Origin of the sequence: Streptomyces bacillaris, assembly GCF_003268675.1 — a bacterium.
Taxonomy (GTDB): domain Bacteria; phylum Actinomycetota; class Actinomycetes; order Streptomycetales; family Streptomycetaceae; genus Streptomyces; species Streptomyces bacillaris.
This window is the reverse complement of sequence record NZ_CP029378.1, coordinates 1,590,876-1,614,027: the sequence shown is the minus strand read 5'-3', so window position 1 is coordinate 1,614,027 and position 23,152 is coordinate 1,590,876. Positions and strand designations below refer to the sequence as shown.

The 23,152-nt window shown below is 72.4% G+C and carries 18 protein-coding genes; 6 read left to right on the top strand and 12 right to left on the bottom strand.

Annotated features, from left to right (window positions below; all coding sequences use genetic code 11):
- Window positions 1-224: 224 nt before the first annotated feature.
- The 7 genes from DJ476_RS06475 to DJ476_RS06435 all read right to left on the bottom strand — a co-directional run bounded on the left by DJ476_RS06475 (window position 225) and on the right by DJ476_RS06435 (window position 9,640).
- Window positions 225-1,417, bottom strand: a protein-coding gene (locus DJ476_RS06475; RefSeq protein ID WP_112489517.1) for an IS3 family transposase whose coding sequence is annotated in 2 segments (ribosomal slippage) — window positions 225-1,153 and window positions 1,153-1,417 — 1,194 coding nt in all. Because the reading frame shifts where the segments join, the coding sequence is not laid out codon by codon here.
- A gap of 154 nt (window positions 1,418-1,571) precedes the next feature.
- Window positions 1,572-2,021, bottom strand: coding sequence for a DsbA family protein (locus tag DJ476_RS36005; protein WP_404827469.1), 450 nt, complete (start codon window positions 2,019-2,021; stop codon window positions 1,572-1,574).
- A 392-nt stretch (window positions 2,022-2,413) separates the two neighbouring features.
- The gene (locus tag DJ476_RS06455; protein WP_112490074.1) at window positions 2,414-3,289 is read right to left on the bottom strand and encodes a lytic polysaccharide monooxygenase auxiliary activity family 9 protein; all 876 of its coding nucleotides are present in this window, start codon (window positions 3,287-3,289) and stop codon (window positions 2,414-2,416) included.
- Between the two features lie 157 nt (window positions 3,290-3,446).
- Window positions 3,447-4,871, bottom strand: a complete 1,425-nt coding sequence (locus DJ476_RS06450) for a serine/threonine-protein kinase (protein WP_112490073.1) — start codon at window positions 4,869-4,871, stop codon at window positions 3,447-3,449.
- Window positions 4,868-5,689: an FHA domain-containing protein gene (locus DJ476_RS06445; protein ID WP_208853476.1), complete on the bottom strand. Its 822-nt coding sequence runs from the start codon at window positions 5,687-5,689 to the stop codon at window positions 4,868-4,870. Before DJ476_RS06445 ends, DJ476_RS06450 begins: the two co-directional genes overlap by 4 nt.
- A 313-nt stretch (window positions 5,690-6,002) precedes the next feature.
- A complete protein-coding gene (locus tag DJ476_RS06440; protein ID WP_112490071.1) occupies window positions 6,003-8,099 on the bottom strand; it encodes a family 43 glycosylhydrolase in 2,097 nt (698 codons plus the stop codon).
- 17 nt (window positions 8,100-8,116) lie between these two features.
- Window positions 8,117-9,640 (bottom strand): peptidoglycan DD-metalloendopeptidase family protein, encoded by a 1,524-nt coding sequence (locus tag DJ476_RS06435; protein WP_112490070.1) that lies wholly within the window; start codon window positions 9,638-9,640, stop codon window positions 8,117-8,119.
- A 369-nt stretch (window positions 9,641-10,009) separates the two neighbouring features.
- Here DJ476_RS06435 and DJ476_RS35415 point away from each other — a divergent pair, with 369 nt between their 5' ends.
- From DJ476_RS35415 to DJ476_RS06425, 3 genes are all read left to right on the top strand, one after another.
- Window positions 10,010-10,888, top strand: coding sequence for a penicillin acylase family protein (locus tag DJ476_RS35415; RefSeq protein ID WP_318294417.1), 879 nt, complete (start codon window positions 10,010-10,012; stop codon window positions 10,886-10,888).
- The gene (locus DJ476_RS06430) at window positions 10,771-12,504 is read left to right on the top strand and encodes a penicillin acylase family protein (protein ID WP_318294416.1); all 1,734 of its coding nucleotides are present in this window, start codon (window positions 10,771-10,773) and stop codon (window positions 12,502-12,504) included. Before DJ476_RS35415 ends, DJ476_RS06430 begins: the two co-directional genes overlap by 118 nt.
- Before the next feature lie 88 nt (window positions 12,505-12,592).
- A complete protein-coding gene (locus DJ476_RS06425) occupies window positions 12,593-13,645 on the top strand; it encodes an alpha/beta hydrolase (RefSeq protein WP_208853571.1) in 1,053 nt (350 codons plus the stop codon).
- An 81-nt stretch (window positions 13,646-13,726) separates the two neighbouring features.
- Here DJ476_RS06425 and DJ476_RS06420 read toward each other — a convergent pair whose 3' ends face one another.
- Complete coding sequence (locus DJ476_RS06420) at window positions 13,727-15,406, bottom strand: peptidase M23 (RefSeq protein ID WP_112490068.1); 1,680 nt, start codon at window positions 15,404-15,406, stop codon at window positions 13,727-13,729.
- A gap of 183 nt (window positions 15,407-15,589) precedes the next feature.
- On the opposite strand from DJ476_RS06420, the gene DJ476_RS06415 reads away from it, so the two are divergent.
- Window positions 15,590-16,258 (top strand): cutinase family protein, encoded by a 669-nt coding sequence (locus DJ476_RS06415; protein ID WP_103421741.1) that lies wholly within the window; start codon window positions 15,590-15,592, stop codon window positions 16,256-16,258.
- Window positions 16,259-16,294: 36 nt separating this feature from the next.
- Here DJ476_RS06415 and DJ476_RS06410 read toward each other — a convergent pair whose 3' ends face one another.
- The 4 genes from DJ476_RS06410 to DJ476_RS06395 form a co-directional block, all read right to left on the bottom strand.
- The gene (locus DJ476_RS06410) at window positions 16,295-17,479 is read right to left on the bottom strand and encodes a BTAD domain-containing putative transcriptional regulator (protein ID WP_112490067.1); all 1,185 of its coding nucleotides are present in this window, start codon (window positions 17,477-17,479) and stop codon (window positions 16,295-16,297) included.
- 170 nt (window positions 17,480-17,649) lie between these two features.
- A complete protein-coding gene (locus tag DJ476_RS06405; protein ID WP_318294413.1) occupies window positions 17,650-19,296 on the bottom strand; it encodes a sensor histidine kinase in 1,647 nt (548 codons plus the stop codon).
- 90 nt (window positions 19,297-19,386) lie between these two features.
- Window positions 19,387-20,190 (bottom strand): ABC transporter permease, encoded by an 804-nt coding sequence (locus DJ476_RS06400; RefSeq protein WP_112492452.1) that lies wholly within the window; start codon window positions 20,188-20,190, stop codon window positions 19,387-19,389.
- Between the two features lie 5 nt (window positions 20,191-20,195).
- A complete protein-coding gene (locus DJ476_RS06395; RefSeq protein ID WP_112490066.1) occupies window positions 20,196-21,206 on the bottom strand; it encodes an ABC transporter ATP-binding protein in 1,011 nt (336 codons plus the stop codon).
- Window positions 21,207-21,401: 195 nt separating this feature from the next.
- Between DJ476_RS06395 and DJ476_RS06390 the strand changes: the two genes are divergently transcribed.
- Both DJ476_RS06390 and DJ476_RS06385 read left to right on the top strand, forming a co-directional pair.
- A complete protein-coding gene (locus DJ476_RS06390; RefSeq protein WP_112490065.1) occupies window positions 21,402-22,058 on the top strand; it encodes a response regulator in 657 nt (218 codons plus the stop codon).
- Window positions 22,059-22,204: 146 nt separating this feature from the next.
- A complete protein-coding gene (locus tag DJ476_RS06385) occupies window positions 22,205-23,122 on the top strand; it encodes an alpha/beta hydrolase family protein (RefSeq protein ID WP_112490064.1) in 918 nt (305 codons plus the stop codon).
- The last annotated feature ends 30 nt before the right edge of the window (window positions 23,123-23,152 follow it).

Below are 23,152 nucleotides of genomic sequence, written 5' to 3'. Positions count from 1 at the left end.
GCGCGGCGGCGTATGGGGCTGGATCCCGATCTGCCGCACCGAACGGTGCCCGGCGTGTTCCCTGGTCGCGGGGTCAGCCAGCCGCCCCTTGATGGGCGATTGGCGTGAACGTGCCGTTATGCCCTGGAGGCGGTAGTTGAACACCCGGAGGGCAGCCGGCCAAGCCTTGGTTTCTGTTCGGAGGTGAGCTGCCCCGAGTTTCGTAGAGTCCGATCTTGATTGGTTCAGGCGGACTGCGGGGTTTGCTCCTGGCTGCGCCAGAAGGCTTCCTCGTGCTCGGCCGGCGGCACGTAGTCGAGCGCGGAGTGCAGACGTTCCTCGTTGTACCAGGTGACCCACTGGAAGATCGCCCGCTCGACCTGCTCGACGTCCTTCCAAGGACCCTGCATCTCGATCAGCTCGGCCTTGAAGGTCCCGTTCAGCGCCTCGGCCATCGCGTTGTCATACGAGTCCGCGACCGACCCGACGGAGGCGGAGGCGCCGATGTCCGCGAGCCGGTCGGTATACCGAATTGACACGTATTGCGACCCGCGATCGCTGTGGTGGATCAGTCCGGAGTCCTTCTTGATCCGACGCCGCCAGAGCGCCATCTCCAGGGCGTCCAGAGGGAGTTCGGTCCGCATGTGGTTCGCGACCTGCCAGCCGACGATCATCCGCGAGTACACGTCCAGGACGAATGCCACATACATCCATCCCGACCAGGTGCGGACATAGGTCATGTCCGCGACCCACAGCTGATCGGGCCGCGAGGCGGTGAAGTCGCGGTCGACCAGGTCCGGCGGACGCGGCGCCGACGGCTCCGGGACCGTGGTGCGGCGGCGCCGGCCACGGATGACGCCCTCCAGGCCCAGCTCGGCCATCAGCCGCTCGACCGTGCAGCGGGCCACCTCGACGCCCCGGCGGCCCAGGGCCCGCGTGATCCGGCGGGCGCCATAGGTGCCGCCCGAGTCCGCGTGGACCTCCTCGATCAGAGGCATGAGCTGCTCGTCGCGGAGCCGACGGGCCGACTTCGGCCGCTTCTTGCGGGCGAAGTACGTCGACGGAGACAGGTCCAGCACCCGGCAGACGGGATCGACCCCGAGGCCGTGTCCACGCAGGTGGTCGATCACCTGCTCGGCCTCGTCCGGGGACGGTCGATCTCCTGGGCAAAAAACACCGAGGCGGCTTTCAGGATCTCGTTCGCCCGCCGCAGCTCCGCTACTTCTTTACGGAGTTGCTTGAGCTCGTCGAGCTCTGCGGTGGTGAGCCGGTCGTCCCGCTCGCCGCGGTCGGCCTCGGCCTGGCGGACCCAGCCGCGCAAGGCCTCCTTGTGGATGCCCAGGTCCTTCGCGACGTGCGCGATCGGGCGGCCGGTGGTGCGGACCTCGCGAATCGCGCGCTCGCGCAGTTCGTCCGGATATTTACGGGGTGCTGCCATGGTGCTGGTGGATCTCCTTCGCCAGGACCGTAACCCTGGCATCAGGGACTCCACAAATCTCAGTACAGCTCAGTTCGTGGCTGATGACCGACCTCGGGGCATCCCGCAGGGGAGGGGCTCAGCGCGCAGGCGAGCCGGACGATCGGCACCCACGTCAGCTCGATACGGAGCAAGCTGCGGCAGAGCGGGTGGATCCGGACCGTCCTGGGCGTGGGATTCCGGGTCTGTCAGGGCTGAGCCCCGTCGGGGCCCTGCCGCCGTGGCGCCAGGCATGGGACCGGAGAGTCAGCAGCCGGTCCAGGACGCCCGGATCCTGGATGACGGAGGCCGGCGGTCCGCCGTCCGGGACCAGCGTGGGCACGCCCCTGACGCCGCGCTTCCACGCCGACCGTTCGTCCGCGCGTACGTTCTCCGTGAACTCCGTGCCCTCCAGCATCCGGCGGAGCGCCGACGGCTCCAACCCTGCATCGACCCCCAGCTTCTCCAGTACCTCGTGGGAGGCGATGTCGAGCCCTTCGGTGTGGTAGCCGTGGAGTAGCCGTTCGCGGGCGTCCGGTTCACCAGGTCCGACGAACTGGCACGGGCTCTGGTGGACCGGGCCCATGAGGCCGGGGTGCTGCGGGCGGACGCCACAATCGTGGACGTCTCCCTGCTCGTCGAGCAGTTGGGCAAGTCGTCGCTGGTCGAGCAGTTCGAGACGCAGGCAGGACCGATCTGGCCGAGGCGGCGGCCAACGCCCGCCACCGCGTCATCGCCATCGCGCTGTACGGGCTGCGGGCCGGACACGGCTCCCTGCCGGGCAGCCCGCTCGGCCCCGGCCTCCCCCCGCCGAGCGCTGGTAGGACGGGTTCTTGGCGTCGGCCCCGGCGATCTCCTGCCCGGTCGGCTGCTCCTGTGGGCCGACGTCTCCGGACGGTCGGCCCCGATCGCCGCCCTGACACCCGCCCCCGGCTGTCAGGGCAGCAAGGTGTCAGGGCGTCGGGGCGGCGCCGTGATTCAGCTCGTCCTGCGGCGGTTGCGGCCGAAGAAGAGGACCCCTACCGCGAACAGGGCGGCGCCCGCCGCCCAGGTCAGGGCATTCGTCAGCGGGGAGCCGGCGGGCTGGGAGGAGGTGGCGGAGACCAGTGCGGGCGGCTGTTCGTCGCCGCCGTGGCCGTGGTGGCTGACGGTCGAGTGGGCCGTGCCCGCGTCGATCTTGGTCTCGGTCGGGGCCTTGGCCTTGGCCGCGGTGGGGGCCGCCGTGCCGAAGACGACGTCCGAACAGCCGTAGAACGCCTCGGGGCTGTCGTGGCGCTGCCAGACCTTGTAGACGATGTGGCGGCCTGTGCGCTCGGGGAGGGCGCCGGTGAAGTGGTAGTAGCCGTTGTCGCTGGTACGGGGCGTGGCGTAGCTGCCCACCGGGGTCGGGTCCAGGTCCGACCACTTCAGCGGCTGCGTCGGGTCGAAGCCCTCCTTGGTGATGTACATCGTCATCGTGCCCAGGTGGGGTGCGGTGACGCGTACGTTGAAGTCGTAGGAGCCCGCGGCCACGGTGGTGGCGGGCCAGTCGGTGCGGGCCCAGTCCAGGGCGCGGTACTTCTCGCGGTTGGCGGAGCAGAGCTTCCCGTCGGGGATGATCTCCTGATGTCTGCCGTCCGCGTTGGCGATGTTCACCTCGTTCCAGTCGTAGAGCGGCTGGGTCCCCGAATCGGCCACCAGGTCCTTGCAGACCTGGGACTTCGGCGTCTCCGGGCCTTCGGCGAAGCAGGCGCTCACCCGGCTGACCGGGCCGAAGACGGAGCCGTGCGCGCTCGCGGGGGAGGGCGCCAGGGAGATGAGGGTCGCGGCGGATACGACGGAGGCCAGGGCGATGCGGCGCCGGGCAGTGGACATGGGTGCTCGCTCTCGTACGGGTGCGGCTGTGGGGGCTGTTGCGGAAACTTTCGGCAACACCATCCCGAATGGGGTGAGTTGGGATGGTGACCCGAGTCAGCAGCAGGATGGCATTGGTCCATACCAATCCACAAGAGAAGGGAGCGGCCGAAGAGAGCTAGAAGCAGTGCGGCACCGCTGCCCGCTCCCGTGTCCGTACGGCCGGGAGCCAGGCCACAGGAGGCTCGGAGCGGGCCGAGGGCTCGGACACGGGGAGTTCGGAGCGGGCCGGGAGCCCGGTTACGGGGAGCCCGGAGTCGGCCGGGAGGTGGACGCGGAACCAGTTGGTGGAGCGGTGGTCCTCCTCGTCGATGATCAGTTCGCCGTGCGGGATCTGACAGTCCGTGGTGAGGACGTCGTCGTGCCAGACCCGCGTCGGCACGACGTTCTCCGCCGTGTAGGGGCGCGTCGGGTCGATCGCCAGGCCCAGGCTGCAGCCTGGGCGGCGGTCGGGCTGTTCGCGGCAGGCCCGTTCCGCGTTGTAGACCCGGACCGTGGCGGGGGCCGCGGGGGAGGGAGCCCGCAGGGTGTCCGAGGCCAGGGTGGCGCCCGCGATGCCGCACAGGGCCGTGGCCAGGAACGCGGCGCGGGCCCGGTCGGCCAGGCGGGGCGGGCCCGGGGCGGCGGCGCCCTGGTGCGCGGTGATACGGGCGAGCAGGGACGCGGCGGTGTGCGGGGCCCGGGCCTCGTGGGTGGGGGCCAGGCAGTCTGCGGCCAGGGCGCGCCAGAACGGCGGTACGGCGTGGTCCATGCGCAGCGGCGCCCGGCCCTGGCCGTACTCCTGGACCGCCGCGCCCCGGGCCATGGGAGTGGCCCCGGGGAACGGTGAGGCGCCGGACGCGTACAGCTCGTGGATCACGATGCCCAGCGCCCAGATGTCCGCCGTCGGCCGGACCCGTACGCCGAGTTCGCCCAGCGGCGCCCGCCAGCGCTCGGGCGGGAAGTAGTCCAGGGTGCCCAGCGGCGGAACGTGCCCGTGCGTTCCCGTCAGCTCGGTGGCGAGCCCGAAGTCCGACAGCTTCACCGAACCGTCCGCGCCCAGCAGGACGTTCTCCGGCTTGAGGTCGGCGTGGACCCAGCCCGACCGGTGCAGCTGGGCCAGCCCCTCGCAGATGCCCGCGATCAGCCGCCCCCGGTCGGCCTCGGGGACCCCCGCCTCGATCAGCTCCCGCAGGCTTCCGGCGGCCCGTTCCATCACCAGCACCATCGCACCCTCCAGCGAGGGGCGGCCGGGTGGAGAGGTGAGGACGAAGGAGTCCAGGAGGCCGATCAGCCGGGGGTGCCCCGCCCTGCGCCCGAGCTCCACCTCGCGGCGGGCGGACTCCGCGATCCGGTGGGCCTGGCGCGGGGCGAGACCGGCTGTCGGCATGATCTTGAGCGCTGCCTCGGCGGGGCCGGGCGATCCGTCCGGAAGGGTGTCCGCCCGGCGTGCCGCGTACACCGTGGACCAGCCGCCGGAGCCGATCAGGTGCGTGACCGCCCAGCCGCCGACCCGGTAGCCGGGCGGGAGCTGCTCGGCCCGGTCGTCGTCCGGCGGGCTCACCGTGCGGCCTGCCGCTCCCGCCCGCCGGCCCCCGCCAGGGGTGGCAGCAGCGCGAGATGCTCCTCCCGTACGAGCCCGAAACGCAGCGCCAGACCCACGACCTCCTCCCGCTTGCCGTTGCGGCGGTCGCCCTTGCCCGGGTCGTGCGGGTCCGGGGCGCCGATGCGCAGCTTCTCCTCCGCGAGGTAGTCGATGTGCGAGCTGACCGCGCGTGCTGTCAGCTCGGCACCGGCGGGGTGCCCCCTCAGCCGTTCGACGATCTGGGGCGTGGTCGGCACGGCCACCCGCGACTGGTCGCGCAGGCGCGGCTCGCAGAGGGCGACCAGGACCAGGAAGTACGTCGCCGTCTCGTTCAGCGAGTAGGCGGTCACCGTGCTCGTGCCCCGGGGCCCGCCCATCGCGTCCGGGTCCAGATAGAGGTGGTCGGGCGCGAACACCTGGAAGGAGACGGTCACTTCACCCCGCGTCGGCAGCACCACGCGTGCGAACTCGAACGGGATCGGCGCCCCCACCCGGCGCGGCGGCACCCTCAGATACTCGCCCGCGCCCTCCGGGTTCTCCACCAGATAGCTGTGGGTGGTGCTGTGGTTCGTCAGCTGCCAGTGGTCGTCGGTCACCCGGATCTCCCCGGCGAGCCGGGAGATCGCCGGGTCGTCCAGGCGCAGTTCCACGGGGACCGTCGCGGAACCCCGTCCGAAGCGGGCGACCTCGCCCGGACCCAGCCGTAACGTCACCGCGTCACCGTGCGGTTCACCCCCGACGGCCCCACCACCCGTCCCGCCGTTTCCCCGCGGTAGATGGACGACTACGCCGCTCACCGCTCCCCCCGCCCCCCGTGTCACGTGTCGGACGAGCGGAACGATACTCATCCGGGCGGGGAGGTCACCGGTGCACTTCGGCCACATTGCCGGAAATCGCCGTCCGGCGTCACGGATGCCCCGTTCTGGACCAGGGTCAGTGGGGAACGTCACCGAGGCGCGAGGGGGACGCGCCACTTGGCGGGATTTGCGCGGTTCGCTGTTCGCCGTCCGTGGCCTGCGGGTTCGTGAGGGCCGTGAGAGCCGCGCCTCCGTGGCCTGCGAGTTCGTCAGGGCCGTGACGGCCGCGCTCCGTGGCCTGGCGGTCCTTCCGTCAGAGTGCGGGGGTGCCCGCGACGACCGGTGCCACCGCACGGTCCCCGAAAGCCGTCCAGGGGTGCCACCCGCCGCTCGGCCGGGTCTGGACGCGCCGCCGGATCCGGCCCGCCACCGTGACGGCGAAGACATGCAGCCGGCCGGTGGCGTCGAGCGCCGCCGTGGGGGTGGCGACCAGCCGGATGCCGGGCTCCCCGAACTCCCCGCCGGGGTGGACGTCCCCGCCGGGCGCGGTCTGCCAGCGGTGGCTCAGGCGGGCCCCGCCGGGGGAGAGGGAGAACGCCTCCAGCCGGCCGTCCGCGTTCACCGCGAGTACCGGGGCCGCCGCGCTCCAGCCGAACAGCGGCTGCCACTCGCCCCAGCCGCCGCTCGCCACGGTCTGCCGCCGGGTGAAGGTCCCCAGGCCCGACGGCCCGATCGCGGTGACCGTGAGCCGCCCGCTGCCGTCCCCGGCCACCCGGGGCGCCGCCCCCGCCGCCGTACCGAACGGGTGCCACGCCGACCAGCCGCCCCCGGGGGCCTCCTGCCAGCGGTGGGCGATGCCCGCGCCGCCGGGGGCCAGGGCGAACACCTCCAGGCGGCCGTCCGCGTTCGCCCCGACCACCGGGGGCGCGCCCACCGGACCGCCGAACCCGGGCTCCCACGGGTCCCAGGCGAGGGCCCCGGCCGACCGCTGCCGCCGCCGCGCGACCGAGCTGCCGCCGGGGCTCGGGGCGAAGACCTCCAGCCGGCCGTGGGCGTCACGCGCGACGGCGGGGGCCGCGTCGGCCGGTCCGCCGAACTCCTCCCAGCCGTACCAGCCGCCGTCCGGCCGCTGCACCCGGTGGTGCAGGTTGACGCCGCCCGGCGCGAGCGAGAACACCTCCAGCCTGCCGTCGGTGGTGCGCCCGAGCGTGGGGACGGCGCCGGCCGGTCCGCCGAAGCGCTCCCACTCCGACCAGTTGTCCGTGTGCGGGTCGAGCTGGACGCGCCGCAGCATCGCGCGGTCGGCGGCGTCGAGGGCGAACACGGTCAGCCGGCCGGTCACGTCGAGAGCGGCCACCGGGTTGTCGGGGCTCTGCCACGGCGTGGGCGTGGCCTGCCAGGAGAGGGGCGCCACATACAGCCCGTTCCGGAACCAGCCCGCGGCGCTCGCGTACCACTCATCCCCGTCCCGGACCACCTCCACCGCGTGTCCGGCGACATGCCCGGTCCAGCCGGAGAGTTCGAAACGGAACGGGTCGCGGGAGGCCAGGACGTCCGTGCCCTCGTAGCCGTTGCGCGGGCCGATGAACAGGTAGTACCAGCCGTCCCGTCCGACGACGTACGGCGACTCGGTGACCGAGACCGTCGTCTCCGTGCTCGCGTCGGTGAACGCGACCCCCGGTTCGCTCCAGTGCAGCAGATCGGTGGAACGCCGGTACGCCACGATGTGATGGCCGCCTCCGTGGCCCGGGCCGCCGCCACCCGTTCCGGAGACCTCCGTGTAGTACATGACCCACTCGCCGCCCACCCGCAGCACCATCGGGTCGCGTGCCGCGCGGCCCCGGAAGAGCGGGCCGGAGGGTGCGCGGGTCCAGGTGAACAGGTCGGCCGACGTGGCCACGTTGATCGCCGCGCCGCCGCCCGCACCACCTGTGCCGCCTCCACTGCCCGTGCCGTCCGCGCCACCCGCCGCGTAGAACATCCAGAAACGGCCGTCCGCCTCGATGACGTGCGGCGCCCAGAGGTGCTCCTCGCCGAAGTACGAGGGGTCGACGGTGAGCGCGTCGGGGTGGCTGGTCCACGGTCCGTACGGGCCCGGGGCGGAGGCGTGGGCGAAGGAGACCTCGGCCGCGCTGTCCGGGGATTCGCCGCGCGGCGCGCTGTTCCCGACGATGCTGAACAGGTGCCACCGGCCGTGCGCCCGGATGAGCGTGTGGTCGTTGAGATAGCGCGGGCCGGTGGCGGCGGTGGAGGGGTCGTGGACATGGCGGAAGGGGCCCGCGCCGACCCGGTGGGGCGGCGGGACGTTCCCGGAGGCCGCGGTGGCCGCGGCCGGGCCGGCGCCCAGGAGGGGGAGGGCACCGGCACCGGCCGCGCCGCGCAGCAGGCTCCGTCTGCTGATCGGGGGCATGGCTTCCTTGGGCGAGGTCAACCGACGGCCGGGCCGGAGGAGTTGTTGAGCCAGAGCCACTCGGACCAGGTGGCGAACCCGGTCTGCCACTTGTGGTACGTACCGGCGTGGCTGGTGCCGAAGACCTCGATCCGGCCGTCGGCGTTGGTCGCGGCCGTGACCTCGGTGCCACCGGTGCCGAAGGTGGCCCATGCGCTGTAGGGGGCGTTCACGGCGGTCTGCCAGCTGTGCATGGCGGTGGTGCCGTTCATGGCGAAGACCTCGACGCGCCCGTCCGGGGTGCGCTCGCTGGTGAGCTGCGCGTCCGCGGGTCCGCCCGTGGCCTCCCAGCCGGACCAACTCGTACGGCCCGTCTGGTACTTGTGGAAGACGCCGACCGGTCCGGAGGCGAAGACCTCCAGGCGCCCGTCCGCATTGTGATCGATCGTCAGATCATGTCCTCCCTCACCGAATCCGGTCCACGGGGACCAGCCGCCGTTGGGAGCCGTCTGGTAACGATGCTGGAATACCTGGCCGTTGAGCGCGAAGACCTCCAGCCGGCCGTCGGGCGCCTTCCCCATCTCGACCCGGCTGTCGGCGGGGCCGCCACCCGTGGACTCCCACCCCGACCAGCCTCCGTTCGGGGCGAGTTGGTAGCGGTGGAAGAGCCCGGCCGGGCCGGAGGCGTACACCTCGATCCGGCCGTCGGCGTTGACCCCGGCCGCGGTGTCCCGGCCGCCGCCCCCGAAGTTCTGCCAGCCCGACCAGCCTCCGGACGGGCTCACCTGCCAGCGGTGCTCGAAGGTGGTGCCGCTGAGGGCGAACAGCTCCAGCCGGCCGTCGGCGTTCGGCGCGATGGCCAGTTCGGCGTTGCGGGGGCCGCCGAGCGCCTCCCACTCCGACCAGTCGCCGTTGGCCCGGCGCTGCCAGGCGTGGTGGATGCCGTCGGCCGCGGCGGCGAACAGCTCCAGCCGCCCGTCCGCCGACCGCGCCGACACCACCCGGCCCGACTCCGCCGGATACACCAGCGGCTTGGGGCGCGGCCCGCTCCCCGGGGTGCAGGGCAGCACGATGCCGCGCTCCGCGAGATGGACCTCGGGGTCGATCCCCCGGGACGTGGAGCGGTCGGACCAGATCCGCAGATGGAGGTGGGGGCCGGTGGACTGCCCCTCGGAACCCATCAGGGCGATCTGCTGCCCGGCCGCCACCCGGTCGCCGACGGAGACGTCCCGCCGGCTCATATGGCCGTACTCGGAGATCCGCCCGTCGGGGTGCAGGACCCGGATCCACTGCCCGTAACCGGTGTTGTCGTAACCGGAGATGGTCACCTCGCCGTCGCCCACGGCGTAGATCGGCGTGCCGACCTTGTTGGCGATGTCGACGCCGTTGTGGCCGCTGTGGAAGTGCTGGGAGACGAAACCGGCGGCCGGACAGGCGGCGGTGGCGGCGGTCGTGGAGGCGGCGGCGGTGGCCGGGGACAGGGGCGTCAGCGTCGGTGCCAGCAGGGCGGTCGCCGCTGCGAGCGCCCAGGTCAGCGCGCGTCGGGAAAACCGTGGAAGCACGAGTCCTCCTCCCGGGGGCGGTCCCGGGGTGCGTGGGGTGGATGGTCGGGGCCGTGCGGACGAGCGGACGAACGAGTCAGCGGGTGAGCGGTTGATCGGTCGAGCGGTCAGCGGCGATCGGTCGAGCGGGTTCGGAAGCTAGCAGCCGCGCGGGCCCGGAAGACCCCGGAAGGTTACGGACTGACAGGCGGCGGCAGATCCGCTAGGCGCCTCTTGTCGGATTTCAGCGGGATTTCATCGGTCCTCCTTAGCGTGGCCGCGTTCCGGCGACGGCCCGCACGGCAGGGGGCCCGACAGGGGAGGGGAAGAACGGCGATGGCACGGAGGAGACTACGAGAGAGACGAGGGAGAGCCGGGGCGAGACTGCCGGTGGCGCTCCTGGCCGCGGTGGCCGTGCTGAGCACGCCGGTGCTCACCGGCTCGGCGGCGGCCACGGGGACGTCCGCCGCCGGACAGGGGCCGGACCGGCCGACGATCCGCTACACCGAGTACGGCATCCCGCACATCATCGCCTCCGACTGGGAGGGGCTGGGAACGGGTTACGGCTACGCCTCGGCACGGGACAACATCTGCACCCTGGCCGACACCTATCTCATGGTCAACGCCCAGCGCTCCCGCCACCTGGGGCCGGACGGCAGGGCGAGCCCCGGCCAGGACCAGAACACCACCTCCAACCTCAACAGCGATCTGTACTTCCAGCGGATCAAGGACAACCGGGTGGTGGAGCGGCTGCTCGACAAGCCCGCCCCCGACGGTCCGGAGCCGGAGGTACGGGAAGCCATCCGCGGCTATGTCCAGGGCTACAACCGGTACCTGGCCGAGACGGGCGTGGACGGTCTCACCGATCCGGCCTGCCGGGGCGCGGACTGGGTGCGGCCGATCACCGAGCTGGACGTCTACCGGCACGCGCACGCCGAGATCATCATGGGCAGCGCCGACCCGCTGCTGGAAGGCCAGGTGAACGCGGCCCCGCCGGGCGCCTCGGCCGCTTCGGCGACCTCGACCGCCCCAGCCTCCCCTGCCCCTCGGCTGCCCGGAAACAGCGGCCGCCCGCGGCCTCACCCTCACCCTCGCCCGAGGAGACGGCGGCGAAGATCCGTGACGCGATGGCGGAGGGCCGCGAACGGGGCATGGGCAGCAACGCGTTGGCCGTCGGATCGCAGGGCGTCTCCGGTGGCACCAGCATGCTGCTCGCCAACCCGCACTTCCCGTGGCAGGGCAAGAACCGCATGTGGCAGAGCCAGTTGACGATCCCCGGGAAGGTCAACGTCTCCGGGGCCAGCCTGCTGGGCTTCCCCGCCGTGAACATCGGCTACAACGAGAACGTGGCCTGGAGCCACACGGTCGCCACGGTGGCCCCCTTCGGACTCTTCGACGTCCAGGTGGACCCGCTCAGCCCCACCAAGTACCTGGTGGACGGGGCGTGGGAGCAGATGACCTCGCAGCGGGTGGAGGTCGACGTACGGCAGCCGGACGGCTCCCTCGCCAAGGTCGGCCGGACGCTGTGGGCCACACGGTACGGGCCCGTCACCACCGCGATCCAGGGCCAGGATCTGCCCTGGGTGGTCAGCGCGCACGCCGTACGCGATGTGAACATGCACAACCTGCGGGCACTCAACACCTGGTTCCGGCTCGACCAGGCCGATGACGTCCACGAGGTGGTGGACATCCTGGAGACCACCCAGGGCGTCCCCTTCTTCAACACCGTGGCCTCCGACCGCACGGGCAAGGCGCTGTACGCGGACATCCAGGCCGTCCCGAACATCACCGACGAGCACGCGCGCTCCTGCCTCACCCTGACCGGGCAACTGCTGTTCTACCAGCCGCTACGGCTGCCGAACGCGACACCGGTCTCCATCCTCGACGGCAAGCGCAGCGCCTGCGACTGGCCCGACGACCCGGACGCGGTCGCGCCCGGGCTGCTCTCCCCGAAGGTGCAACCACGCCTGATCCGGAACGACTTCGTGGGCAACGCCAACGACAGCCCGTGGCTGGCCAACCCCGAGCAGCCGCTCGCCTTCCCCCGGGTGATGGGGGACACCGCCGCGCCCCGGTCGCTGCGTACGCAGGAGCTCATCCTGACCGCGCGGAAGCGGATCGACGGCACCGACGGCCTGCCCGGCAAGGGCTTCACCCCGCAGACCATGGGGCAGTTGCTCTTCGCCGACAACAGCAGGGCGGCCGACCTGGCGCTCGGCGCCACGGTCACGATGTGCCGCAACGTGCCCTTCGGGCTCGTCCTGGTGGACGGCAACCTGGTCAATGTGAGCGAGGCGTGTCCGGTCCTGGCCGGCTGGAAGAGCCACGACTACACGACGGACAGCCGGGGTTCCTGGCTCTTCGCCCACTACTGGGCCTATCTGCTGGGCGGCCAGGGCGTCGAGAAGCTGCCGTGGCGGGTGCCCTTCGACCCCAAGAACCCGGTGCACACGCCCAATTCGCTGGACACCGGCAGCTCCGCCCTCCGCGACGCGCTCGCCCGGGCCGTGCACGCGCTGCGCACGGCGGGCATCGCGCTGAACGCCCCGCTGTCGGACGTCCAGAAGGTCACCCGCGGCGGTGAGCAGATCCCGATCCACGGCTCGCTCGGCCAGCTGGGCGTGCTCAACGTGATCACTCCCGGCCAGGTGGACGGGAAGTTCGACATCGTCTTCGGTTCCAGCTTCATCCAGCAGGTGCGGTTCACCGCCGACGGCCCGCCGCAGGCGCTCTCCGTCCTGGCCTACTCCCAGTCGGCCAACCCGAATTCACCGCACTACGCCGACCAGACGAAGTTGTTCTCGGCCGGTGGCTGGGTGACCGAACGCTTCACGGAGGAGCAGATCGCCGCTTCACCGGCCTTGCGGATCAAGGTCCTTGACTGATCCGGACATGACCCACCCTGCGGACGAACCCACTTGGGGGAAGACAGTGACGAGAACAGCACACTGGTGGCGGCTCGCGGTGGCCTGGATGGTCGCGGCGGTGGCCGTGGCCGTGGTCGCCCCGGCGGCTCCGGTACGGGCCGCCGACGCGGCCTCCGCGCCGCCGCCCTTCACGTACGGCTTCGGGCTGACCGAGGCCCGACCGGCGGTCGGCAGCGCCACCAACTTCCATCTCACCGTGACCACGCCCCAGGTCGCGGGCGAACAGCACATCAAGATCATCCTGCCGGGCGGCTACTACGACGACCCGGACCGGCGCTATCCGGTGCTGTACTTCCTGCACGGTTCGCCCGACGACCCCGTCGGGCAGAACTACCCGGCGCTGACGATGTCGGACGACATGATCACCGTGATCCCGGACGGCGGGGCGCGCGGCTGGTACACCAACTGGCTCAACCAGAAGACCGCGGCCGGTGCGCAGAACTGGGAGAACTTCCACCTCCAGCAGGTGATCCCGTTCATCGACGCCAACCTGCGGACCGTCGCCGCCAAGAAGGCCCGGGCCGTCGCGGGCGTCTCCATGGGCGGGTTCGGCGCCTTCCACTACGCCCAGATCCGCCCCGACCTGTTCAGCCACACCGCCTCCCTCTCGGGCGACATCGACTTCTCGGTCCGCCACATGGGCCTGCGGATGGCCGTCGTCGCCTCCCTCATCGACGGGGAGGGCGCGCTCTGCGCCCTGGCGTCCGGGACCTGTGACCCGAACAACTCCCCGTACAAGCCCGCCGTGGACAGCGACGCCGCGTTCGGCTCGCCCTACCCGGTGTTCAACGCCGACTGGCGGTGGAACCAGGTCGACCCGTCCCAGAACATGGCCAAGCTGGCCGCCGCAGGCATCGGGGTCTCCATCTACACCGGCGACGGGGGCGGTGCGGTCAACAGCCTGGAGTTCTGGGTGGCGGGCGCCGCCAAGAACGTCAAGGAGGCCATGGACGCCCTGGGCATGTCCTACTACTACGTCAACTACGGCGACGGCGCCGGGTGGGGCACCCGGTGCGACGGCCACCACAACGGCGGCTGCTGGGAGGAGACGCTGCGTGATCTGATCCCGAGGCTGGAGCGGGAGTTCTCCACTGCTTGATCCAGGCAGGAGCGCCTGACACAGGAACGCGCGCCCGGGGTTCTCTCCGGGCGCGCGCTGCCAAGGTCTTTATCTGTGCCCTCAGTTGATCGCCGGACCGGAATCGTTCAGCCAGGCCCACTGCGACCAGGTGGAGAAGCCGGTCTGCCAGCGGTGGTAGACGCCCGCGTGACTCGTACCGAAGACCTCGATCCGGCCGTCGGCGTTGTTGGCCGTACCGATCGAGGTGCCTCCGCCGCCGAAGGTCTCCCACTGCGAGAACGCCGCGTTCGGCCGGGTCTGCCAACTCTGGCTTGCGGTGGCCCCGTTGATGGCGAACACCTCGACCCGCCCGTCCACCGACCGTGACGTCGCCAGCTCGGCGTCGGGTATGCCGCCGGTGCCGGTCCACGCCGACCACGAGGCCGGGCCGGTCTGCCAGCGGTGGAACACCCCTTCGCCGCTGGAGGCGAACACCTCCAGCCGGCCGTCCTGGTTGTGGCTGACGGCGACGGCGCGTCCACCGGTGCCGAAGTTCTCCCAGGCCGACCAGCCCCCGTTGACCCGGGTCTGGTAGAGGTGCTCGAACGTGGAGTCGGAGAGGGCGAAGACCTCCAGGCGCCCGTCCGGCGCGTTCTCCATGGCCAGCCGCGCGTTGGGCGGCCCGCCGTGCGTGCCCTCCCAGGCGGACCAGCCGCCGCTGGGCGCGGTCTGCCAACGGTGGAACACCCCTTGGGCGTTGGAGGCGAAGACCTCGATCCGGCCGTCGGCGTTGTGGCCCGCCGCCAGCCGGTGCCCGCCGGTGCCGAAGTTCTTCCAGGCGGACCAGCCGGCACTGGGCCCGGTCTGCCACATGTGGTCGAACGTACTGTCCGAGAGGGCGAACAGCTCCAGCCGCCCGTCCGCGTTGGAGGCCACCGCGAGCTGCGCGTTGCGTGGGCCGCCCACGAAACGCCAGGTCGACCAGGCGCCGTTCACCGAGGTCTGCCACGCGTGGTGGACCCCGTCGGCCCCGGCGGCGAACGCCTCCAGCCGCCCGTCGGCCGACCGGCCGGACACCACCCGGCCCGAGGCGTACGGGTGCTTGGGCCCACCGCCCGTACCCGCCCAGAGGGCGTTGGCGATCAGTGTGGCGTCGGCCGCCTCGATCCCGTACAGATGACGCAGGTCCTCCCGGGGCTGCTGCACCCGCCAGCAGACCTCACCGATCGGGGCGCTGTTCCACGAACCGTTCGGATAGCGCCGCTCCATGTCGTTGAGGAAGGCGTTGGTGGCGTAGGCCGGGTTCAGCCGCTGCTCCCGGCTGCCCCACCAGTCCTGCTGCTGGAACAGGCCGATGCTGGTGTGGTCGACGGCCTGCGAGTAGTTGTTCATGCTGGACTCGACGATGATCGTGGCGATGGCGATCGCGGCGGCCCGCTGGTTGAGCCCGCGCTCCTTCACCGCCTGGGTGACCATGCGCGCGCACGACATCCGGTACGCGTCCAGATGGCCGGCCATCTTGTTGCGGAGCTGCGGGTTGAGCTGGGCGGCCATGGTGCCGTCGCCGCCCGAAGGACCGGCCGGGTCGCACGGCGCGGTCGGGATGGCCAGGCCTTCGGGGCCGGCGAAATACCGGGAGACGCCGGACCGGTCGTCGCCCCGCGGCGGACCGGACGCGGAACCCGACCCGGGTACGGGCCGGGCGACCGCGACCGACGCGGTCATCGCGATCACCGCCGCCCAGACACCGGCCAGCAGGGCCAGCCGGGTGAGTACGCGGTGTAAGCCGCATCTTGCCATGAGGGTGCCTTTCCGTCATGAACGCCTGTCGTGGGCGGCCGACAGTAGAAGACGGCGGTGAAATGACGATGGAATCGGGCCCTGTCCGTTTCCGTGTCCGTTTCATCGCGCGTTTCATCGGGATGTCATCGGCCGCTGCCAGGGTCGGGAGCCGTAGCAGACAGACCAGATGGGGAGAATCGCATGCGGATCAAGAGGATGGCGGCCGCCGTGGCCGGACTTCTGCTCACGGCAGGGCTCTCGGTGACCCAGACGTCCACGGCCCAGGCGGCACAGCCCGCCGCCCCGTGCGGAGGCACGTACACCATCGTCGTCGGCGGTACGGGAAGCTCCTGGGACCGGGACGGCTTCACCGGCAACATCCAGCAGCACGTCGGCTACCCCACCACGATCCCCAACGGCGCGAGCGCCCGGGCGGGCGTCAACGAGCTGAACCGGCTGGTACGCGACCAGCGCGCCGCCTGTCCCAACCAGCACGTCAAGATCGGCGGCTACTCCCTGGGCGCCGCGGTCGTGCACATCTGGGTCACCGAGAACTGGCAGACCTTCGACAAGGTGAACGCCATCCTCATCTCGGACCCCAAGCGCCAGGGCGGCCCCGGGGCCAACGGCGGATCCGTGCCGTTCGGCGGCATCGTCGGCGCCCCGCTCGCCGGCGCCGACAAGTTCTTCGGCAACGTCCCCGTCAAGACGATCTGCCACTGGGACTACGTCTGCGACGAGTCCGCCGGCATCTGGACGTACCCGCACAACCACATCAACAACTACCCGCACGACTTCAACATGGACCACCACAACAACACCGCCAACGAGCAGTGGTACAACGGCGTCTGGCACCCGGCGTCCTGGTGACCGATGGCCGGTGACCCGGTGACGTGATCCGGGGTCTCACTCGCCCCGGAGGATCATCTGGTGCGCCCGCCGCAGCAGCCGGCTCGGGGTGACCCCCAGGTCGTCCGCGAGCCGGCGGCGGGCGCGCTCGAACACCGTCAGCGCGTCGGCCTGCCGGCCGTCCCGGTACAGCGCCCGCATCAGCATCGCGGCCAGCGGCTCGTTGAGGGGGTGTGCCGCCGACAGGGCGAACAGCTCGTCGATGGCCTCCGTGTCCTGACCGAGCCGCAGCTGCCACTCCACCTTCCGCCGCACGATGGCGACCCTGCGTTCGACGAGCCGCAGCCGCTCCAGCTCGGCGAGCGGCCCCGGCAGCCCGGCCAGCGGTTCGCCCCGGAACAACTCCAGTGCCTGGGAACAGAGATGGAGTGCCTGGAGCGGATCGCCCGCCCGGTCGGCCCGTCCGATCCCGGCGACCAGCTCCTCCATACGGGCCACGTCCACCTCGACCGCGCCCGGGGCGAGCTGGTAGCCCCGGGGACCGCGCTCGATGACCGCGTCCGGGCCGCCCCCGCCTCGGTCGTCGCCGGCGCAGCCGTCGTGGAGGGCCTTGCGCAACCGGTAGATGTAGACCGGCACCACATTGGTGGCCGGTGGCTCCAGCCCCCAGACGTCGTCCAGCAGTTCCCGCTGGCTGAGACATCGCCGTCCCGCCCCCAGCGCGAGCGCCGCCAGAACGGCCTGCTGACGCAGATGCCCCAGCTCCAGACACCGGCCGCCCCGCCACGCCTGCAACGGCCCGAGCAGTGAGATCCGCACCTGCGGCCGCGCCACCGCCCGTACGGAGGTCGCCTGTACGGAGACCCTCTGCACAGGGGCCTTCTGCACGGGGTCCTTCCGTACGGAGACCGCCCGGGCGGCCGGTCGAGCGGCCCGGGCCCGGGGGCCGTGCCCGGGGACGACCAGCCCGCAGTCGAAGGCGTGGACGACGGCGGCGGCCCGGTCCCGCAGGCCGAGCTTGACCAGCACCCGCGCGAGATGCCCGGCCACGGCCTCCTCGGGGAGGGCGAGGGCGGCGGCGATCTCGTCGTCCCGCAGCCCGCAGCCGACCGCGGAGAGCACCTGGCGCTCATGGTGGGTGAGGGCGGCGGTCAGGCCGTCGGGGGCGGTGGTGAGGGTGGTGACCGCGGAACGGTCGACGGGGTCGGTGGTGGGGCGGTCGGTGGTGACGGTCGTCGGCATCGCTGCTCCCCGGACTCCGGACGGGTCGGTCTTGCGGGCGCCGTCGAAAAGTAGTGGGGGGAGCCCGGGGCCGGGCATCCGGAACGATCCGGAGTGACAGACGCGAGCGCCTGTCGTCTTCGCGTCCGCGCGTATCCGTCGTCTTCGAGCCCGGGCGGGCTGGGGCGCGGTCAGCCGCGCCGCGTGCCCGGCAGAACGTCCTTGGCCACGAGCCGGGAGTCCGCGTAGCAGAGCCGGTAGATGTCCACCTGCTCCAGCAGATTGCCGTTCGACCGGTAGAACGCGCAGACCGTCCCGGGGGGTTCGGGGTGATCGTCGGCCACCCGGTCCGGTACGTAGGGGAACTGCCGCTCGGGGAGGACCCGGGCCAGCTCGGTGCTGGTCCGGCCGGTGCGGAGTCCGGCGAAGTCCGCCGGGCGCAGCACGCAGGCGGTGAGCTGATGGGCGAGGAGGGCGGCCGAGACCAGCATGACCGCGCCGAGCGCCGCCGGGACGGCGAACGCCACCACGAAGCGCCGCCTCGTACGGCGGCGGGCGTCGGCGAGTCCGTGCAGCGGCCCGGGGTCCTGGTCCGGCCCCTGCGGGGCGTACGGTCCGTCCGAGGGGCGCCGGCCGCCCACCGCGTCCGGCAGGACCGCGCACACCTCGTACCCACCGTCGCCGTACGGCCCCGTACGCAGGGTTCCGCCGACCAGCTGGACGCGCTCGCGGAGGGCGGTGAGACCGTGGCCGCCGCCGGGGGCCGGGGGAGCAGCGGGCGATGCGCCTTCCGGGGGCGGGGAGTTGGTGACCCGTACGGTGGCGCGGTCGTCCCGGTGGGTGAGGTGGATGCGGACGGCGGCCCCGGGGGCGTGCTTGACGGCGTTGGTCAGGGACTCCTGGACCACCCGGTGGACGGTACGGGTGATCAAGGGGGAGCGGAGGGGCGGCTCGCCCTCGCGGTGCACCTCCGCCGCCACACCGGCCTCCCGGGCCCTGCGGACGAGCGCGTCCACGGACTCGGCGGCAGGCGCGGTGCCGGGAGCGTCCACGAAGGCGCCCCGGGGCGCGGTGCCGGGGGCGTCCTCGTCCGCCCGCAGCACGGTGAGGGTCTCCCGCAGATGCCCGACCGCGTCCGCGACGTCCGCCCGCAGCCCGGCCAGGTCGGCCCGGTCCTGCCCGCTCAGCGTCGGGGACAGCTCCAGCGCACCGGCGCGCAGCGCGATGAGGCTCAGCTGATGGCCGAGGGAGTCGTGCACATCCGCCGCGATCCTCGTACGCTCCCGCAGCCCCGCCCGCTCGGCCACGGACCGCTGCTGCTCCGCCAGGACCCGCGCCCGCTCCCAGCCCCCGTGGACCAGGGCCAGCCGCGCCTGCCGGTGGCGGCCCGCCAGCCAGGCCGGGAGCAGGGCCAGGGGCACGAGCGCGAGCACGTAGAACCAGTACACCGCGTCGACGGCCAGTACGGCGCAGACCGCGAGGTCGACGGCCACACAGGTGCCGAGGAGCAGGAGCGCCCTGCCGGTGTCGGTGCCCCGGACCCCCAGCAGGTAGGCCAGGGCGGCAAGGGCCAGGAGGTACGGGCTCGCCGCCGGAGGCGTGGCGGCGAGCCCCACCGCGCAGAGCGCGTTGGCGGCGAACACGGCCGCTCCCGGCCGCCGTCGGCTCCCGGGGACCGCCACCGCCAGCACGGACAGGGGGAGGAGCAGGTCCAACGTGAGGGAGGGGGCCGCGCGGTCGGTGTAGGCGTAGAAACCGGCGGCGGAGAGCGCCGCCCACAGGGCCGTGTCGTGGAGGACGGGCCTCCACCGTCCCGTCGCCGTCGAGGTCCCCACCACGTCCGTCTCCTTCTCTCTCTCCCGGCCACCGGCCCTGTTGGTCCGCCACCGTTGCTCAGCCCGCTCGACCCGCTCGGTCCGCCCCGGCCGTCATGCGTCCCGCCGTACGAGCAGAGCCCGGCCCGCCAGCTGGGCGACTGCGGCCCAGGCCGCCACGATCAGCAGACCGGCCCACCGAGGGTAGGGGGCGCCGCCGTCCCCGAGCAGGAAGTGGCCGCCGGCGGTCTGCGGAAGGTAGCTGTCGACCGTGAGGAGGAACGTGCCGCCGAGACCGACGCAGAGGGCGGGGAGGGCGGACAGCAGACCGAAGAGGGCGGAGAGGGCGCCCGCCGCGTTCCGCAGGGCGAAGGAGACGCCCACGCTCAGGACGGCGGTCAGCGCCAGAACGGCCGCCATGGCGAGCGCCTGGGCCGTAGCTTCGGCCGCGTCGAAGGTGGCGTGACCGTCGAAGGAGGGCCAGGCGACGGCCATGCCCAGGACCGCGTAGAGGAGCCCGGCGCCGAACCCCACCGCCCCGGCCACCAGCGACTTCGCCAGGAGCACATGGCGCCTGACCGGCACCCACAGCAGGGAGGAGCGGACGCTGCCGGTCGTGTACTCGCTCGTCACCGCCACCATCGCGAGGACGACGACCGCGAACTGGACGAGGACGACGGAGGCGACGGTCGCGTTGCCCAGGGGCTGGACCGGATGGTCGTTGATCCTGGCGATCGAGCCGTAGTAGAAGGTGAAGACCACGGTCAGCAGGGCGCCCGCCGACAGGCAGATGTAGGGGGAGCGCAGCGACCGGAGCTTGGTCCACTCGGCACGGACCGCACCGGGGAGCCCGCCGCCCGTGGGTGCGGGAAGGGCACGTGGCGCGGCGGGGGCGGGACGGGGGGACAGCGTACTCATGGCGGTCACACCCCGTCCGGTGTCGTGGTGGTACGGGAGTGCCCGGCCCGGACCGGCGGGGCCGCGTACTCCACGCTGCGTTCGGTCAGTTCCATGTACGCCTCCTCCAAGGAAGCGGTCACGGAACGGAGTTCGTGGAGCCGGATGCCGAGGCGGTGGGCCAGATCCCCGATCTCCTCGGCGGTCCTCCCCTCCACCACGATCTCCGCGCCGTCCACGGTCCGTGCGCTGGTCGCGGGCTCCGCGCCGTCAAGGGCCGTGCAACCGGGGGCTGTTCCCGCCTCGCGCTCACCGTCGAGATGGGTCAGCAGGGTGCGGCGGTCCTCGGGGTGCGGCACCCGTACGCGTACCGAAGGCCGTGAGTTCTCCGAGAGGAGGGATGCCATCGGGCTGTCCGCCAGCAGGCGCCCCCGGCCGATGACGACGAGCTGGTCGGCGGTGAGCTGCATCTCGCTCATCAGATGGCTGGAGAGCAGGACGGTCCGCCCCCGGTCCGCCTGCGCGCGGACCAATTCCCGTACCCAGCGCACCCCGTCGGGATCGAGGCCGTTCACCGGCTCGTCCAGGACCAGCACTTCGGGGTCGCCCAGCAGGGCGCCGGCGATGCCGAGCCGCTGGTACATGCCGAGCGAGAACCCCCCGGTGCGCCGCCGTGCCACCGTGGTCAGCCCGACCTCGTCGAGCACCTCGTCCACCCGGCGTGCCGGGATGCCGTTGCTGTGCGCCTGCGCCAGCAGATGGCTGCGCGCCGAGCGGGCGGGGTGCAGGGCCCTGGCGTCCAACAACGCGCCCACCACACGTACCGGGTGACGCAGGGAGGCGTACGGCCGGCCGCCGATGAGCGCCTCCCCGGAGGTGGGGTGGTCAAGTCCGAGGATCATGCGCATCGTCGTCGACTTCCCGGCGCCGTTGGGACCGAGGAAGCCCGTGACCCGGCCCTCCGCGACGTCCAGCGTCAGCCCGTCCACGGCGACGGTCGTGCCGTAGCGCTTGGTCAGCCCTCTCAAGGTGATCACGTCGGTTCCTTCCGGTGGGTGGGGCTCCTGTGCTGCCCTCTGCAGTCCTCTGCTGTCCTCCCGACCGTAGAAACGCGATCCCCGGCGCACATCGGCCGCCGGGGAGTGTTCCGACCCCCTACTTTCGTCAGGTGTCCGCGGCGGTGCGGGACGTTCGACAGGGGGCTTTCCGGCAGGGGTCGTTACGATGCTCCGATGGTCGAGGTGCTGATCGCGGACGACGAGGCGATGGTCCGGGCGGGGGTCCGCGCGATCCTGGCGAGGGACCCCGCGATCGAGGTCGTGGCGGAGGCCGCCGACGGACACGAGGCGGTCGAGGCGGTCCGCAGGCACCGGCCGGCAGTGGCCCTGGTCGACATCCAGATGCCCGGACTCGATGGCATCGCGGCGGCCGCCCGTATCCACCGCGAACTGCCCGGCACCGGGGTCGTGATGCTGACCACCTTCGGCGAGGACGACTTCATCGCCCGCGCCCTCTGGGAAGGGGCCAGCGGCTTCCTGCTCAAGGCGGACGACCCCCGGGAGCTGCTGGCCGGTGTGCACGCGGTGGCGGCCGGAGGTGCCTACCTCTCGCCCCGGGTGGCGGCCCGGGTCGTCGAGGGCCTGCGCTCGGGCCGCCTCCCCGGCGCGGTGAGCCACCGGCGCCCCCTGGACCGGCTGACCGGGCGGGAGCGGGAGGTGCTCGCGCTGCTCGGGGCCGGGCTCTCCAACGCCGAGATCGGCGCCCGGCTGCACCTCGTCGAGGGAACGGTGAAGGCCCATGTCAGCGCGATCCTCGGCAAACTCGGCGTACGCAACCGGGTGGAGGCCGCCATCGCCGCGCACGAGGCGGGGCTGACGGGACGGGGCTGACCGGACAGAGCTGACGGTACGGAACTGACTGCACGTCAGGCGAGTTGTTCTGTAAGGGAATCGGCGGCACCCGTGTCCCAGTATGCTCGCGTCGGAAGCACCGCAGCACGTATGCGGAAATCGGGGGATCCGGGGATCGGGGAAGCATGAGCCGAGTTGTCGTGGTGCACGGAGTGGGGCGGCAGCTCGACACCGCCGAGACGCTGCTGGCCGAGGTGGAGCCCGCCCTGCGCGGCGGGGTCGGGCTCGCGTTGCGCCGGGACTCCACGCTCGGACGGCTGGCCGACGGCGAAACCGTCTGCGCCGGATACGGCGATCTCTACCGGCGGCCCGGCACGCGGGGCGAGCCGTACTACCGGGCGGAGGACGTGGAGCCCGGCTTCGAGGCCGAGCTGCTGGAGACCTGGTGGCGGGAGGCCGCCCGGCTCGACCCGCGCATCCCCGGACCGGACACCGGCCCGGCCGGGAGCCCCGGCCCCGCTCCCCGCGGTGCCGTCGGCCATCTGGCCTCCCGGCCGCTGACCGTGGACCGGGTCCGCCGAGCACTGGACGCCCTGACCCGTACACGGTTCTTCGGCGCGGTCTCCGACCGGTTGCTCATCTCGGACCTCAAGCAGGTCCGCCGCTACTTCACCGAACCCGAACTGCGCTCCGCCGTACGGGCCCGGGCCGCGGAGCTGATCACGCCCGAGACCCGGGTGGTCGTGGGCCACTCGCTGGGTTCGGTGGTCGCGTACGAAGTGCTGTGCGCGCTCCCGCCGGGGCAGAAGTCACTGACCCTGGTCACCCTCGGCTCCCCGCTGGGTCTGGCGAAGCTGGTCTTCGACCGCCTGGAGCCCGCCCCCGGGCAGGACGGCACGGGCGTCTGGCCGGCCGCCGTCGACCGGTGGACCAACCTGGCCGACAGCGGCGATGTGGTCGCCCTCGTCCGCGACCTCGCGCCCCGCTTCGGCCCGGAGGTCGTGGACCTGCCGGTCGACAACGGGTCCGACATGCACAGCATGCGGTCCTATCTGACGGCCGTGGAGACGGGAACGGCGATCGCCACGGGCCTGGCCCGGTGACAGAGGGCACGACGGCAGATGGCTCGACGA